13 protein-coding genes are annotated in these 15,948 nt (G+C 55.4%); 8 read left to right on the top strand and 5 right to left on the bottom strand.

Features of this window, described 5'->3' with window-relative positions; genetic code table 11:
* The first annotated feature begins 85 nt into the window (after positions 1 to 85).
* Both ACETPC_RS09895 and ACETPC_RS09890 read left to right on the top strand, forming a co-directional pair.
* A complete protein-coding gene (locus ACETPC_RS09895) occupies positions 86 to 490 on the top strand; it encodes a hypothetical protein (protein WP_380180875.1) in 405 nt (134 codons plus the stop codon).
* A 44-nt stretch (positions 491 to 534) separates the two neighbouring features.
* Positions 535 to 948 carry a GNAT family N-acetyltransferase gene (locus tag ACETPC_RS09890; protein ID WP_380180873.1) on the top strand — a complete coding sequence of 138 codons (414 nt, stop codon included), beginning with the start codon at positions 535 to 537 and terminating at the stop codon, positions 946 to 948.
* Positions 949 to 955: 7 nt separating this feature from the next.
* Here ACETPC_RS09890 and ACETPC_RS09885 read toward each other — a convergent pair whose 3' ends face one another.
* On the bottom strand, positions 956 to 1,618 hold the full coding sequence (locus ACETPC_RS09885; protein ID WP_380180871.1) for an MBL fold metallo-hydrolase: 663 nt from the start codon (positions 1,616 to 1,618) through the stop codon (positions 956 to 958).
* Positions 1,615 to 2,535, bottom strand: coding sequence for a muramoyltetrapeptide carboxypeptidase (gene ldcA / locus ACETPC_RS09880; protein ID WP_380181062.1), 921 nt, complete (start codon positions 2,533 to 2,535; stop codon positions 1,615 to 1,617). Before ldcA ends, ACETPC_RS09885 begins: the two co-directional genes overlap by 4 nt.
* A 281-nt stretch (positions 2,536 to 2,816) precedes the next feature.
* Between ldcA and emtA the strand changes: the two genes are divergently transcribed.
* Complete coding sequence (gene emtA / locus ACETPC_RS09875; protein ID WP_380180869.1) at positions 2,817 to 3,449, top strand: membrane-bound lytic murein transglycosylase EmtA; 633 nt, start codon at positions 2,817 to 2,819, stop codon at positions 3,447 to 3,449.
* A 46-nt stretch (positions 3,450 to 3,495) separates the two neighbouring features.
* On the opposite strand, the gene ACETPC_RS09870 is transcribed toward emtA, so the two are convergent.
* Positions 3,496 to 4,233: a flagellar brake protein gene (locus tag ACETPC_RS09870; protein ID WP_380180867.1), complete on the bottom strand. Its 738-nt coding sequence runs from the start codon at positions 4,231 to 4,233 to the stop codon at positions 3,496 to 3,498.
* 183 nt (positions 4,234 to 4,416) lie between these two features.
* Here ACETPC_RS09870 and ACETPC_RS09865 point away from each other — a divergent pair, with 183 nt between their 5' ends.
* A complete protein-coding gene (locus tag ACETPC_RS09865; protein ID WP_380180866.1) occupies positions 4,417 to 4,665 on the top strand; it encodes a GlsB/YeaQ/YmgE family stress response membrane protein in 249 nt (82 codons plus the stop codon).
* 248 nt (positions 4,666 to 4,913) lie between these two features.
* On the opposite strand, the gene ACETPC_RS09860 is transcribed toward ACETPC_RS09865, so the two are convergent.
* Complete coding sequence (locus tag ACETPC_RS09860; RefSeq protein WP_380180864.1) at positions 4,914 to 7,025, bottom strand: TonB-dependent siderophore receptor; 2,112 nt, start codon at positions 7,023 to 7,025, stop codon at positions 4,914 to 4,916.
* Positions 7,026 to 7,239: 214 nt separating this feature from the next.
* Positions 7,240 to 8,892 carry an alpha,alpha-trehalase TreA gene (gene treA, locus ACETPC_RS09855; protein ID WP_380180862.1) on the bottom strand — a complete coding sequence of 551 codons (1,653 nt, stop codon included), beginning with the start codon at positions 8,890 to 8,892 and terminating at the stop codon, positions 7,240 to 7,242.
* A gap of 627 nt (positions 8,893 to 9,519) precedes the next feature.
* Here treA and ACETPC_RS09850 point away from each other — a divergent pair.
* The 4 genes from ACETPC_RS09850 to ACETPC_RS09835 all read left to right on the top strand — a co-directional run bounded on the left by ACETPC_RS09850 (position 9,520) and on the right by ACETPC_RS09835 (position 15,947).
* Positions 9,520 to 10,686 carry a type VI secretion system ImpA family N-terminal domain-containing protein gene (locus tag ACETPC_RS09850; RefSeq protein ID WP_380180860.1) on the top strand — a complete coding sequence of 389 codons (1,167 nt, stop codon included), beginning with the start codon at positions 9,520 to 9,522 and terminating at the stop codon, positions 10,684 to 10,686.
* Positions 10,687 to 11,062: 376 nt separating this feature from the next.
* On the top strand, positions 11,063 to 12,400 hold the full coding sequence (gene tssK, locus ACETPC_RS09845) for a type VI secretion system baseplate subunit TssK (RefSeq protein WP_380180858.1): 1,338 nt from the start codon (positions 11,063 to 11,065) through the stop codon (positions 12,398 to 12,400).
* Positions 12,397 to 13,044 carry a type VI secretion system protein TssL, short form gene (gene tssL, locus ACETPC_RS09840; RefSeq protein ID WP_380180856.1) on the top strand — a complete coding sequence of 216 codons (648 nt, stop codon included), beginning with the start codon at positions 12,397 to 12,399 and terminating at the stop codon, positions 13,042 to 13,044. Before tssK ends, tssL begins: the two co-directional genes overlap by 4 nt.
* A gap of 371 nt (positions 13,045 to 13,415) precedes the next feature.
* Positions 13,416 to 15,947 carry a type VI secretion system Vgr family protein gene (locus ACETPC_RS09835; RefSeq protein ID WP_380180854.1) on the top strand — a complete coding sequence of 844 codons (2,532 nt, stop codon included), beginning with the start codon at positions 13,416 to 13,418 and terminating at the stop codon, positions 15,945 to 15,947.
* Position 15,948 lies beyond the last annotated feature (1 nt).

Genomic DNA, 15,948 nt, shown 5'->3' with positions numbered 1-15,948 from the left:
ACCAGGTCTCTTCCGATTGCGGGGCCGGGACGACGCGGGCAGGATAATGTGCCAGAATTATCAATCACCTGCCCGGAGATCGCTTATGTTTCGTTTACTCGCCGTCGGAGGCCTTTTCGCCTGCTCCTTTTTAACCTATGCCTCCGGGAATGCCGAGCCGCTGCAAAATAGCGAGTATCAGATTACCTGTGCGGGCAGGCCGACCATGACAGTGACCAATGCGCAGTACGGGCTGACTACGCTGCTGTGGGCAGGGGACAATTTTCAGATAGCTTCCGGCAGTCAGCAGTCGCGAACGGAAAACGGCGATAAAGTGGCTATCGTGCTGTTTCGCAATGGCGACCAGATGGTAATGAATAAAAGCACCAACGAAACGTTCTTTTCCTACAGCGGCCAAAAACAGCTGGTTTCCTGTAGCCGTACCAGCGAGCGTGAAAATAGCACGGTCACGCTGCAACGCACCGATGCGTTGGGGAAAATCGAGTCCTGATTTTGTACCGGTCTGAATCTTCGCCAGAGAATTAGAGGAAAGAGATGGAAATCGTCGTTAAGGATAAACCCTCAGCGCAGGAGCTGGCAGAGATAGAGGCTGGCCTGCTGGCTTATAATGCACAATTTATGGATATCAGCGAATCCAGAAGCCTTGGGGTTTTTATCGAAAGCGTCGAAGGGCACAAACTGGCTGGCCTGACAGGATCAACCTGCGGCAACTGGCTACGCATTAACATGTTATGGGTAAGCGAAACCCTGCGCGGGCGGGGCAAGGGAACGGCGCTAATGCGGGCGGCGGAAGAGGAAGCGCGGCGGCGCGGCTGCCTCTATGCCCAGGTGGATACCGCCAGTTTCCAGGCCCGGCCTTTTTACGAAAAAATGGGCTATGAGGTGCAGCTGGTGTTGGATAACTATCCCCGCGTGCACCAGCGGATCTATCTGACCAAAACCCTTTAGCCGCCTTTTAATGCCCGGGCCGCTGGCGCAAATCCAGCGGCGAATTTTCCGCCTCATCCAGCAATGCCAGCCATTCCCGCATCGTCACTTCCTGCCAGGAGAGATGACCTTTGGTGGTGCCCATCAGTACGACGTCGGGCCGCAGCGCCCGATAGAACTCCAGCGTCTTTTTCAAATCCGCCTCGTTGCTTTCCGGCACCAGCACGGTGATCCAGCGATCGTGGCTGAGGCTAATGGTATCACCGACAAACAGGTAGGTTTTGCCATAAGGCGAGGCGTAGAGATAGGTGGTGCTGCCCGGCGTATGGCCTGGCGTGGGCACTACGTGCAGGCTGCCGCAGTGCACCTCTGCCTGGTTAAAGGTATCGTCCGCTTCGGCCCAGACGCTGACAGGGCCGAGCGCGCGGTTATGACAATACAATGCCGAATCAAAACGCTGTTGCAGCAGGCGCGCGCCAGGCCCGGCCTCATGCCAGTGGGTAAGATAGTGGCGAAAGATCCCGCCAAGATCGCCGATGATATTATGATCGCCCACATTTTCTACTCGTGAAATCAGCACGTTGCCGCGAGAAAGCTTTAGCAAAAAACCGTGCATCATCAGCTCCGGATCGGTCTCACCTGGCGGAAACTCCGGGGTAGAAATCCACAAGTCCTCATACAGTTGCTTCATGCAGGCTCCTGCAAGACAGAATGCCCGCTCATGGTCAGCTTTGCAGTTTCGCCCGCGACGCGCAGCCGGGCATGGGCGCCCAGCGGCAGCGTCACGGTATGCCAGTGGTGGCCAAAAGCCAGGCCGGAGACCACAGGTACGCCGGTGAGCTGGCTTATCAGCGCCCAGACGCTGTCGAAATCGTAACCGTTGTCATAATCGCTAAGCTGAACGCCGGTAAAGCTGCCGGTGACTATGGCTTTTTGTCGCGCCAGCACGCCGTGCTGCGCCAGCTGTAACAGCATTCTTTCCACCCGGAAAGGGTGTTCGTTGATATCTTCAATCACCAGAATGCCGCCGTCGATCTCTGGCAGCCAGGGCGTACCAACCAGCGAAGCCAGCATGGCAAGATTGCCGCCCCATAGCGTGCCGGAAACCTCCAGCTGCTGCGACGGCGTTTGCCACTCCAGCGTGAACTCGGGCGAGGTCAGCGCCTGCCAGAAATGATTCACGGTAAATTCAGAAAGCTTTTCCGCGCCGAAATTGCCTGCCAGCATCGGGCCGCTGAAGGTTTGCGCGCCCGCTTTCAGCAGCGCCATTTGAATAACGGTGAAATCACTGTGGCCGCAAATCGCCAGCGGGCGCGCTTGCAGCCGCGTTGCCAGTGCGGCGGCATCAAAGCGGGGAAGAAGCCTTGTCGCACCATAGCCGCCGCGTACCGGCATCACAATATCCGCTTCGACCTCATCCAGCGCTAAATCCTGAAGCCGCTGCTCATCGCTACCGGCGAAACGCTGGCAGCGGCGAGCGATCGCCTCCTGGTTGGTCACCCGGTGCCCCTGTTCCTGTAAACGCCTGACGGCCAGCTGCGCGGCAGCCTGATTCTGACAATAGCCGGAAGGCGCGATCAAATGAAAAGTGCGTGGGATAATGGACATAATCTTCACTTTTATCCTTAATTGGCTAAATTTTGGCCTCTATTCAACCCTTTTAAGCCGGGGCGGGACTGTTACGCTCATTTTGTTGGGCGAATCGTCTCTTTTTTGCGCAGGCTTAATGAATCTTTTCATGTCATTCAGAGTCAAATCTGGCTGATAATGACGAAAAGCCGGGCCGAAGTCATCAGGCGAAGCGCGTAATTAAGAGTACAGGTAATTTTTTCACAGCAAACAGCCGCTATGATAAAGCGTGAAGCCAGGGCTCAGAGGAATAAAATAGCGTGAGAAGCGTAAAAACAGTCGCAATATTAGGTGCGCTTTTGCTGGCCGGCTGTGCCAGTCAGTCGCACAAACAGCATGAACCCCGGCAGCAAACGCCGCTAACCAAGGCGCCGCCGGCGAAAGTCGCTCAGGCCTGGTCGTTGTTTACAGAGAACGCCGCACACAGCTACGGCGTGGATCAAAAGCTGGTCGAGGCGATTATCTCTGTGGAATCGGGCGGCAATCCAACGGTAGTCAGCAGGTCGAATGCCATTGGATTGATGCAGATTAAGGCCTCTACGGCGGGGCGCGAGGTTTACAGGGTGCAGGGCCGCCGCGGCCAGCCGAGCAGCGCCGAACTGCGCGATCCGGTAAAAAATATCGATATAGGTACGGCTTATCTGAAAATTTTGCAGGATCAGTCGCTGGCGGGCATTCGCGATCCGAAAACGCTGCGCTATGCCACTATCGTTTCCTACGCCAACGGGGCTGGGGCGCTGCTGAGAACTTTCTCGCGCGATCGGGACAGAGCAATAGCAATGATTAATGCTATGACGCCGGAAGCGTTTTATCAGCACGTGCAGGAAAAACATCCGGCCGCTCAGGCGCCGCGCTATCTGTGGAAAGTGACTACGGCCTACCGCACTATCTGATAGCGGAAACCAGCAATGCCGCCTGTTTTGGCGGCCTGATTCGCCGCTATTGAAAGCGGGTGGCTTTTTCGCGTGCCAGACGCTCGAGCGAGAAAATCATATTCTGTAGCAGGCGTTCCTGGGAAAAATTCAGCGAGGCGAAGCGGAAGCTAAGGCGCGGCGTCACCACGGTTTCATTCTTATTGCCTACCACGCTGCGCTGGCCGACGTTAATCAGCGAGGCATCCACTTCAAACTGACCATATTCACCGAGTTCAAGGCGCATCTTTTTAAACATCTCGCCGCCCTGCAGGGTTTCCGGCACGGGCGAATCGCCCAGTACGCCGATACCGCCCAGCGACACATCCTGCAAACGCAGCCGGCCTTCGCCACTGCCATCCGGCCATTTCACGTAGCAGTAAAAAATTGGATCGAGCGGCATCGCCACGCGGAAAAACTCGCGGCGCTGGATCATCCACAGCAGATCGGGCAGCGCCGCGCCAAAAGCAGGCAGGCCTTCGTGATCGTCGCTTTCCAGCCCTTCAAGGGCGAACTCGACCTTGGCACCGTGTGTTTCAGCGGTGAAATGCAGTTCTTTCATTTCCAGCGCCAGCTGGTTTTCGTAATCGTTGCTGCCGTAATCCACTACCAGCCGCTCTTTATCTGCATAAAGCAGACGGGTAATAAACTGGCCCCGGGCGTGGGAAACCATAACGGGGGTCTGATTTTTCAGCAAATTTTTCAAAACGGCAAGCACGGCGAGCGGGCCGCGCTTGAGATACTGCTCTTTATCTTCTTCTTTCACGTCCTACTCCGATTGAGTGTCAGAAAACTCGTGCCTGGCGGTGATACGACGAATTATCGGCATCGGGCCCGCTCGCTTTAGGCGGTCAGAAAAAAAAGTGCAAAAAGTTTGGCTTTAAATCACAGAGTTAGAAATCTTGCCTATACTTAGGCCGTCTAATCAGTACAAGCAAAGGAGCAGTAAATGGGAATTTTATCATGGATCATTTTTGGTCTGATTGCCGGGATCATCGCTAAATGGATTATGCCGGGTAAAGATGGCGGCGGCTTTATCATCACCGTTATCCTGGGGATTGTCGGTGCCGTGGTCGGCGGCTGGATCAGCACGCTCTTCGGCTTCGGTAAGGTGGATGGCTTTAACTTCGGCAGCTTTATTGTGGCGGTGATCGGCGCCATTGTGGTGCTGTGGATCTACCGTAAAGTCAGGCATTAACCATTAGCCTGCGACAATGAACCCCACGCTTTGCCGTGGGGTTCAAACTGCTGAACGTGAAGCGATGGAGGGCCTGTGACTGGAGTAAAGCATTACGGGCCATGGACGGCCCGTACTGAGCTGCCACGGACGGCGCTTTTTGCGTCTTTACGGAAGACACAGGCCCTCCTGAGCCTGCACCAGCATACATTGTCATCAATCTGAACCCCACGCTTTGCCGTGGGGTTTTTATTTATAGCCTGATAACGTCAGAAATCGTAGCCGACAGTGGCCGTTACCGAACGTTCTGCGCCCCAGTAACAGTAGCCCGTGCCATAACAGGCAGCGACATAGTGGCGATCGGTCAGATTTTTAGCGTTGAGCTGCACGAAAGCCCCTTTCAGACTATTGTTCCATGCTCCCAAATCAGCGCGTAGCGTGGCATCGAACAGCGTAACGGAAGGCAGTCGCGTAGTATTTTCGTTATCCGCCCACTGTTTGCCAATATAGCGAACGCCCGCGCCCGCGCTGATACCCCAGGCAAACTGATATTTCCCCCAGAAAGAGGCTATCGCATTCGGCGTGACGTAAGGCGTGTGGCCGTCGTTGCCGTCTACGGCATCTTTATAGCGTACGTGACTGAGCGTATAGCTGGCCAGAGTGCTCAGGCGCGGTGTCCACTGATTGCGGGCTTCCAGCTCAAGACCCTGTGAATGCACTTTTCCAGCCGGTTCATAATAAGACTCTCTGACTACGCGATTACCTACATCTTTCTGGGTCAGATCGTATAGTGCGGCGCTATAGAAATCTGATGTGCCGGACGGCTGATATTTTATGCCCGCCTCATACTGTTGCGAGGTGGTCGGCTGGAGTAAATTGTCATTTACATCAGAGAGCGACTGCGGCGTGATAGCCTGGCTGTAGCTAACATAGGGCGAAACGCCGTTGGCGAAAGCATAAAGCAGCGCGGCGCGGCCGCTTACATGATCGTCCTGGCGGCGATGTTTATCCGCTTTGGCGTAGTTTTCCGTTTGCGAAACGATGCGGTCATAGCGTCCTGAAAGATCCAGATGCCACTGCTGCCAGACCATTTCATCCTGCAAATAGGCGCCAGTCTGGTAGTAGCGGCGTTGCGAACGAGTAAAAGCAAAGTCCGGCTGCGCGCCGAGAGCCTGTCCCGTCAGCGCGTTGAGCTGGCTGGCGTAGCCGCTGGCTTCGCTTAAATCGTTTTTATACTGATGATATTCCGCGCCCAGCACTACCTTATGCGCCAGCTCGCCCGTGTTGAAATCCGCCTCCAGCTGATTATCCAGCGCGAAAGCGTCCAGCGACGAACGGGAGCCGGAATAGTAGCGGTTGAGTCGATCGGGGTTATCGCTATCCCAGCCAATCTGATAAACCTGATCGAGATCGACATCGGAATGGGCATAGCTGGCGTTAGAGCGGAAGGCCCAGGTTTCATTAAAGCGATGAGCGAACTCATAGCTATAGATCTGCTCGCGCCGCTTAAATTGATCCAGCGAGCTGTCGCCATCGTAAAAGCCGGTGCTCAGCTTGCGGCCGTTATGTTCCGTTATGCTGCCGTCACCTGACACCGCGCTGTGGTAGCCACCAGAGGGATCTTTCTGCAAATAGGCCCGCAGCAGTAGCGAGGTATCTTCATCCGGCTGCCAAAGCAGGGAAGGGGAGATCGCATATTTCTCTTCGCGCGTATGATCGTACTGAGTATCGCTGTGGCGGCTGAGGCCGGTCAGACGAAAAGCCCACTGCTCGTTAATAGCGTCGGTATAGTCGAAGGCTGCGCCGCTGCTGCTGTTATTGCCCACCATGGCGCGGAAATGACCTTGCTGGCGGAACTGCGGCCGCTTTGAACTTTCCATTACCAGGCCGCCGGGAACCGTCTGGCCATAAAGCGCCGAAGAAGGGCCTTTGATCACATCTATACGTTCCAGAAACCAGGGATCGACCTGCAAAATATTATAGCTGCCGGGATCGCTCATCAGCCGCAGGCCGTCGAGGAAGATGTTATCCACGTCGCCGCCGTGGAAGCCGCGTAGTGAAACTGTATCGTAGCGCGTTGCTGCGCCCGCAAAGTTAGTAAAGGCACCTGCGGTATAGTTCAGCGCCTGGTTGACGTCGAAAGCACCTTGATCCTCCATTTGCTGGCGAGTAATAACGGAAACGGATTGGGCGGTTAAAACCAGCGGCCGATCGGTTTTCATCGCGCCCTGACTGGTTGTTGCGTTATAGCCTGCAGTCGGCGTAGTCGCGGTTTCCGCTGGCGCGGCAGTAACCTCCAGCGTATCCTCGGCATAAGTGGCGGCAGGCGAAGCGATGAGAGCGGCGCAGAGCAGAGCGCCGCGCTTGCGGGCAAAGACCATTCTTGTTTTTCCTTTCAGAGGCTAAAACGAAAAGCCGCTGTCTGTGTTTAGCAGACAACAGAAATGTCATGATTATGATAATCTTAATGATAATTATTATCTTTACGGGGGCGACGCACAATCCGTGATTATTCTGATAATTAACAAATTGAAGAGCGGGGGCGAAAACCAGAGGGGAAAAGAAAACAGGCGATCCGGGATCGCCTGATGAAGATTATTGGCCTTTGGTTATATCGCCAACGTTATTACACTCCACGCCTTTCGGGCAGTAGAGATCCATCAGCTTCAGCGTGACGCCGTTGGTCCAGCCAAAGCCATCCTGCAACGGATACTCACCGCCACCGCCGCCACCCAGATTGCTGCCTTCCACTACATACTTCTCTACCAGCTTGTGCTCTTTGTCGTAGGTAGTCTGGACGTTTTTCAAAAAGCGCATGCCGATATCTTTCGCCAGCGTCTGTTTGCCGTAGTTGTTCAGCCCTTCGACCGCTGCCCACTGCAGCGGCGCCCAGCCGTTTGGCGCATCCCACTGCTGGCCGTTGTTGACATTGGTGGTCACCAGCCCGCCTTCTTTAACCAGCTGCGACTGCACTGCTGTCGCCGTGCGGTTAGCATGATCTTCCGTTGCGGCCTTGAGATAGAGCGGGAATAAAGTCGCGGCGGTCAGCTGCGAGCGCACTTTGGCTTCTTTCCAGTCGTAGTCGGCGTACCAGCCCTGTTTGTCATCCCAGAAATAGCGATTGATCGCCTGTTGGCGCTGCTCTGCCCGCTGCGCAAAGCGCTCGCTGGCTTCTGCCTGGCCAGCCTCTTTGTTCGCATGCGCCAGCGTTTTTTCCAGGTGGAACATCAGCGAGTTCAAATCCACCGGCAAAATAGCGGTAGTTTCGATAGAGGAAAGATCTTTCGGTTCCGCGAACCAGCGCGAACTAAAGTCCCAGCCGGATGCCGCGCCCGCGCGCAGATCGCGGTAAAGCTCGCCTTTATCCCGGCCTTTGGCTTTCTCCGCTGTTTCAATATCATCCATATAAGACTCGGTACGCGGCGTATTGCGCGCGTCCCAATAGCGGTTAAGCAGCGTGCCATCTTTGAGCTTCACCAGCCGCTTGCTGGCTTCGCCCGCTTTCAGCGTGTCGGCATCGCTCATCCAGTAGTCATACTCTTTCTGTAGCTCAGGCAGATACTGCCTGTAAACGCCTTCGCCTTTATGCGTCGCCAGCAGATCCACCATCAGGCTAAAGAAAGGCGGCTGCGAGCGGCTGAGATAGTAGCTACGGTTACCGTTAGGGATATGGCCATATTTATCCAGCAGCGAGGCGAAGTTATCGACCATATCCTGCACGCGATCCCAGTGGCCGCTCTCCGCCAGGCCGAGCATGGTGAAATAGCTGTCCCAATAGTAAATTTCCTGGAAGCGGCCACCCGGCACCACATAAGGTTTAGGCAGTGCCAGCAGCGAATCCCACTGGTTAACCGGCGTCGCGTTGCGGGTTAAGACCGGCCAGAGTCCGTCAATATGCGCGCGCAGGCTTTGACCGGCAGGCGGCACATAGGCCGGGCCGCTGGTGGGCAAGGTAAAGTTGGTGTCGACGAACCGGCGCAAATCGAAGTTGCGCTGCTTTTTCTGCATCTGCCAGTCCGCCAGGATCAGGCTGGGGCTGGTTTTCGGCAGGGCGTCGGCAAAGGTTTTCTGATCGGGAAACAGCTTCGCGGCCTGCACCGCTTTGAAAAGTGGCCCCAGTGCTACGTCGGGCGGCTGCGGCGCGGCGTTGGCATGTTCATCGGCAGCGAACCCGGTCTGTGTCAGGGCGGCAATCAGCAACGGCAGCGCCAGCGCGGTTTTCCATTGACGTTTTTCAACTCTCAGCATTAGACGTTCTCCATATCCCAAGCGGGTATCTGTAAGTTATTGACCCTGAAACAAACTTTAGACGAGATTCAGCAGAGCGCCTGGCAAAACCGCCGGAAATGTGACCTTACGGGACTTTTTGCCGCTGTGCGGGGCGGCGCAAGGCTTACAAGAAACATTTAAATAGATTCGTTAATAAAAGCGTGAATAAAAAAGAGCATTTTTCCGGCCATCGTGCTTTTACTTTTGGCTTTTTTTGACAGCAGTTAAACAGAAGAAATATCGGGTAGCAGAGAAAAATCATAATAAAGCGATTCAGCATCGCCATTTCAACAAGAATTTAAATAAATCATTTTCCTGAAAGCGTCAGGTTTTTACTTAAACAGGTTACTGAGAATAGCGCAGGGGAAATGCCCGTAGCGCTTTTACCCTTGCAGCGCCACGTATTTAATAAAAAAACCGGCAGGTAAATAGCTTTGCAAATTCGCAGGTTAATTCATATATTACTCAGAGCTTTTCAACAAGACACGTCGTTTATCCGGTCAATCAACTATTCAGCTCTATTTCGCCCGGCTCGCGGCGGGTCCAATAAGCGTGTGCAAAAGCGCCTTCAGGGAAGCCAGTATCAGACTTTAAGGGAACTTCGGCATGACAACACCCGGCGATAATATCTTACATACCGGCGGCGATCCTCGCGCGCTGGCCGAATTCGGCGCGCTGCGCCAGGAAATCGCTATGATGGCTGGCGAGGCCGGCCCCAACTGGCCGCGCGTGGAAATACTGGCGATAGCCCTTTTCCGCGCTAACGGCATGGATCTCCAGAGCGTGGCCTGGTATAGCCTGGCAAGAGCGCACAATGCGGGGTTGCCTGGGCTGTGCGAGGGGTTCGAGATAGTTACCGCCATGGTTAAACATCAGTGGCCTACGCTCTGGCCGCAGCAGCTTTCCGCCCGTCTGGCGATCCTGACCTGGCTCAGCACCGGTATGCAGCAATGGCTTAATGAAGCCCGCCCGCAGGCCGAAGAGCTTGAGCTGTTGTACCGCCTGCAGGCGCAGCTGGAGCAAAACGTCAAAACGCTGGAGACGCTGGCGCAAAAGCACCTGAGCCAGCTCGACCGGCTGGCGATCCAGCTTGAGCAGCTGATCGCGCAGCTTGGCGAGCCGCAAAGCCAGCCGCCAGCCAGCCAGAGCACGCTGAGCATCGCCGCGATGGCGCGGTGCGCCAGCCGCAGCGGCGACGAGTTCACGCCGCTTATCTACGTGCCCAGAGACCTGACATCCTCCACAGCGCTTAATGTTAGCTTTGGTTTTTGGGAGCGTAGCCGGGGTTTCTTTGCCGGCATGCTGGTGGCCTTGCTGCTATACAGCCTGGGGTTCTGGGCTTTTCAGCTGGCGCAGCCTGAAATTTCCGGCGCACAGCGCATCGCTCTGCTGGCGCAGCAGCTTTCACCGGAGCTGACCCGCCAGGATCAGGAATGGCAGAAAGCCATCGCCGCCGTTGCGTTACCCACAGAACAGCTGGCGCTTTGGCATACCGCACGCCTGAGGCTGCAAAAGCTGTTTACGCAAATCGCTAAGCCTGTGGAACAGCGTACGGGCTGTCTCTCCTATGCCGAGGTCGAAGCGCAGCTGGTCACCATCCGCCAGCCGCTGGAGGCGATGCAGCCGGTCGAAGAGCTACTGCGCCAGCTTGAGTCGGATAAAACTTCCCCGGTATTACGCGGCAAAACGGAGTACCGGCTAAAGCAGCTGCTGGCGCGTTACGCCCTTATTTTACAGGCGGAGGAGGGCAGTACGGGAAAACCAAGAAAATAACATTATGTTTACTTTTTTAATTATTAAAAGATTACCGCCGGGTCATTATTATTGCTAAGTGGGGTTATTTTCCGTGTCTTAGTAATTGATAAAATTCGGCCTGCGATTTATAAGGAGAAATTTATTATCGAAGGCTGTTATCAAAAGAATGATGGGCGGGTCAGAGGGTTTTCACAGATTGTCTGGTGCAGCGGCTATTTTTGGCGTTTTTTGTCAAATAATGGTCTTTTTATAGTGGATAAGTGCTTAAGCCATTTTTCACAAAGCGTACCGACAAGTGGCCCCCCATAAAATGAATGGGGCATAAAAACATGATCATCACTCTGTTGTTGGTTTTGCAAATGCCATCAGTTAAATCACAAAGGAATAAGCAGGGATGAAAATTTATCGTCCATTATGGAGTGAAGGATCCTTTCTGGCTCCCCAACAGTTTCAGCAACAGGCTCGCTGGGATGGCTGGGTTACCGAAATTCTGGCTGAAATGGCGATCGCGCAGCCGTGGGGCGTGATCCGGGCTGAATTTGACCTGAACGCGCTGTCGCTTTCTCAACTTAAAGCTACCAGCCTTGCAGTTCGCTTTCCAGACGGCACTCTTATCGATACCGCTCTCAGCGATAACCTGCCGCCTGCCTGTGAACTAAGCGACATGGATGATCGGCAAAGCGTAGAGGTCGTGTTGGCGCTACCGCTCCTTTCCGCCAGCGGTGGCAATCTACAAGATGGGCGCGTTACTGAAAGACCACGCCGCTGGCAGCAGGAATGGGTCGTCGTGCAGGATTTGGTGGGCGACGAGCGCACTGAACTGGCCGTGATGCGGCATTCGCTAACGCTACGCTTCGCTCATCAGGAAAACAGCGCCTGGTTGACTTGCCCGCTCCTGCAATTAGTACGTGATGAACAAGGCGAATGGGTGGTGGATGATACTTTTATGCCGCCACTGCTGGCCCTTTCCGCCAGCCCTGCCCTGATGGCATTACTAAGTGAACTTTTGCATCGGCTCCAGGCCCGGCAGCGTCGGCTAATGGCTATGCGACGCGAAAGCAACGAACGTATGGCAGATTTTGCCGTCGCAGATGTTTCTTTGTTCTGGCTGCTGCATGCGCTTAACAGCGCCGAGCCGGTTCTCAGAGAGCTTCATGCTTCACCTTCGCGTCATCCGGAGCTGCTCTGGCGAGAGCTGGCGCGGCTGGCGGGTGGGCTAATGACATTTTCGCTGGAGCATCAGACGGATGCTATTCCCGCCTGGCAGCATAATCGCCCGCAAAACGCTTTCCCGCCGATGTTCAAATTGCTGGACGAGCTGCTGGAGAACAGCCTGCCTTCGCGCGTAGTGAGAATCGAACTGATTAAACAAGGGCAATTCTGGCAGGGCGATCTTCTTGACTCACGTCTGCGAGAGGAGGTCGATTTCTATCTCTCGGTTCGCTCTTCGCTGCCCGGCCACAGGCTACTGACGCAATTTCCGCTGCTGTGCAAAGCGGGCAGTCCCCAGCAGGTTAATACGGTAGTCAACGCGGCATTGCAAGGCATACCGATTAAAGCGCTTTCCCACGTTCCGGCTGCAGTTCCCTGGCGGCTTGAAAACCACTATTTCGCACTGGAGCTGCACAATTCTGCGGCAGACGAGATGCTGGAAACGGGTCACTGCGCTTTTTACGTTCCTTCCTCTCTGGGCGAAATTAGCCTGGAATTTTATGCGGTGCTTCATTCATGAAAGAAAACGCTACTACCTTAGTTGACATGCTCTTTTCGTCTGCCTGGCTGGCGGTCTGCAAGCTACGTAGCGAACAGGAAGTGACCGATGGTCAGGCGTTTTACCGGCACGCCTGCGGCTGGGTTGAAAGCTGGCACCATCAGCTTACCAAAGCCGGTATTAGCGCCAACAGCCGGGAACAGATGATCTATGCCGTCTGTGCCCTGCTGGATGAAAGCGTGCTGGATCGGCCACTGCGGGATGATGGCTACCGGTTCTGGTTAATTAATCCGCTACAGGCAAAATATTTTAACACCATGCAGGCCGGCGAAGATTTATGGGAGCGAATCCGCAATGAGCTACAGCAGACCGCGCCGGATCCCTACACCCTGACCTGTTTTTACCGAGTATTGCAACTGGGCTTTGGCGGCCGTTACCGCGCCAGAGACGATGAACGCCGCGAGGATATTGTGCAGCGGCTGCGCCAACAGGTAGAAACCTTGTCGCCAATGCAGGATCTGTCACTTATAGCCAGGTCAGGAAAAGTACGCATAAGAGGACGCTGGTATTGGCTCTGGTGGCTGGGTGGCGTCGCGTTGCTGATTGGTGCCTGGTTGCTGCTCTCTTCATCATTGCAGCAAATGCTGCTGCAGGCAGGGAGGTGAACAGGTAACGCCTTTTTATCTAAAAGAGATAGCGTTGCACTACGAAAAAGTTATCGGAACCCACCGTTGACAACCTCATTCTTTCCGATTTTCGGAATGAAAGCGCAGCCGCCGATGCGGGACTTAATAGGTTTCCACCGATCGTTTTCATGCGGCTTTAGAAAAACGATGGCGGAATAAAGCGGCTTAACAACCTGATGGGCATGGGGTTATTGCCAGGGGCGGTAGCGTGCCTGAATAAGAGAAAAAATCAGAGGGAGCATTAAGCCATTCCTGCTGTGGCATCTGAAACTTAGCTACGCGCAGAAAACGGCTGCATGCTGAAAGTATGTCGAAATACTGATGGTATTTAAAAGCGAAGGATCCGCCTTATGAAGAATAATAATCTGCAAACTATGATTTCAGCCTTGTCCATGAACCGCTACCTGCTGGCCATTACGGGCTGCGACGCCGTCCTGGACGTAGAAAATTTCACCGGTAGCGAGGGGCTGAGCCGCCTCTACCGCTATCAAATCTGCTTTACCAGCCCCGACTCCGATATCCCGATGACGCAGGTGCTGCGCCAGAACGCGACACTAACACTGCGCGCGCTGCCGCAGACGGTACCGGGCATGCCGCTGCCGGAGACATTGCGAATCGTGCATGGCGTGGTCACCGGCTTTCAGCGCCTCTCCGGCTCGGCCGACCAGACCCGCTATGAAATCATTCTCGAGCCGTTTTTGGCGCTGCTGTCGCGCCAGATACGCAGCCACCGCTTCTTTGTCGGCAGGACGGTGCCAGAGGTAGTGGAACAGATATTGACGGAGCACGGACTAAAAGGCTGGGAATACGATTTTCACCTGAAGGAGAGCTATCCGGTTCGCGGGCAGATAAACCAGTACCACGAAAGCGATCTGGCCTTTATCGAACGACTGCTGGCGGAGGTAGGGATCCATTATTTCTTCACTTTGCATCCGGAGACGCACACGGAGGTCGTGCACTTTTCGGACCGTCAGGGCGCGTGGGAGTATGGCAAAACGCTGCCGTTAAACAGTCCGTCCGGCACCAACGATAACGGCGTAGAGTCGGTCTGGGGGCTGACGGTATCACACGGCGTCGCTGCATCAACGGTAACCACTGGCGACTATAACCACCGGGCGGCGCATCTGCGCATGGAGTCGGCGGCGGCAGACGTGTCGCAGGGCGCGGACGGGGCGGTAACCTACGGCGACGTCTGGCTATATGGTCCAGGCCACAATGAGCCGGGAGACGCATATACGCCTGAGACGGAGACAGGAAACTTTTACGCGCGGCTGGCGCATGAGCGGCAGCTGTGCAGACGCACCCTGGTTAAGGGCGAAAGCAGCGATGCGACGCTGGGGCCGGGCCAGGTGATAACCGTGACGGCGGGCGCGCTGTCCGACGGGCTACCGGTGGCGCTGAGCGGGCCGCTGGCGGTGATGTCAGCAACGCTGAGCGCGAGCCGTGAGACGGCGCTGCGGGTGGCGTTCGATGCGGTACCGAATACAGAGACGCGGGTGTGGCGGCCAGAGCTAAAGCCACGGCCGGTGGTGAGCGGCACGCTGACGGCGCGTGTTACCAGCGCGCGGTCAAACGACCAGTACGCCTGGCAGGATGCGGCAGGGCTATACCGGGTGAAGTTCGACGCGGATCGTGATGAGAGAACAGCGGGTCAGGAGAGCATGCCGGTGCGGCTGGCGAAGCCGTATGGCGGGGATTTGTACGGCTTTCACTTTCCACTAATACAGGGCACGGAAGTAGCAATAGCCTTCCACAACGGCGATCCGGATCGGCCCTATATTGCACATGCACTGCATGACTCGAGGCACCCGGATCACGTAACGGAAAAAAACGATACGCGCAACGTTATCCGCACGCCCGCGAACAACAAGCTGCGTATGGAGGATAAACGCGGCGAGGAGCATATCAAACTGGCCACCGAGTATGGCGGCAAAACGCAGTTGAACCTTGGGCATAATGTCAACGCAGAGCGCCAGCGCCGGGGCGAAGGTGCGGAACTTCGCACGGACGCGCATGTGGCAATACGTGGTGGGAAAGGCGTGTTAATCAGCGCGCAGCCGCAGCCGCAAGCGGGCGGAGAGATGTTGGCGATGGCAGAGGCAGTGGCGCAGCTGGAACAGGCCCAGGGACTGGCAGAGTCGTTGAACGCAGCGGCAAAGGCGGCGCGGGCAGAGCTGGCAGATATTGCAACGCAGCAGGCGCTGTTGGAGGAAAGCCTGAAGGAGCTGAAACAAGCGGCGCTGCTACTGACTGCACCGGCGGGGATCGCGCAGGTAACGCCGAAGAGCGTACAGCTATCGGCGGGAGAGAACGTGACGGTCACAAGCGGTAAAAACGCGAACTTCAGCATTCTGAAGAAGGTGACGATGGCAGCGGGCGAGCGGATAAGCCTGTATGCCCAGAAGGCAGGAATAAAGCTGTTTGCGGGCAAGGGTAAGGTGGAAATAGAGGCACAGTCAGATGAAATGGGGCTGGCGGCGCTGAAAGATATCCGCATCAGCAGCAGCGAGGGGAAAATCGTCATCAGTGCGAAGAAAGAAATCCTGTTGACCAGCGGCGGAGGCTATATCCGTATCGCAGACGGCACGGTTGAATGTGCAGCACCGGACAAAATTATCGAGCGCGGCGCGGTATGGCAGAAGTTTGGCGGGCGCAGTATCAGCGAAGCGGCGCAAAGCTGGGAAAGTGCAGATTTTGCCATAACGCCGCAGGTCTTTTGTCGGGAAACCGGAAAACCGGCCGCGCAGCAAAAGGTCAGGGTCACTTTTGCCGATGGCAGTATAAAAGAAATGATAACTGACGATCGGGGCCATCTGCCCGTGCAGAAAAGCATGACGGTAGACATGCTGGAAATCATCAGTGCTCAGCATAGCGAAGACTAAA

Source organism: Pantoea sp. sgz302252 (assembly GCF_042610525.1).
Classification (GTDB): domain Bacteria; phylum Pseudomonadota; class Gammaproteobacteria; order Enterobacterales; family Enterobacteriaceae; genus Erwinia.
Note: the sequence above shows the minus strand (reverse complement) of the source record. Positions and strands in the feature narration are given on the sequence as shown.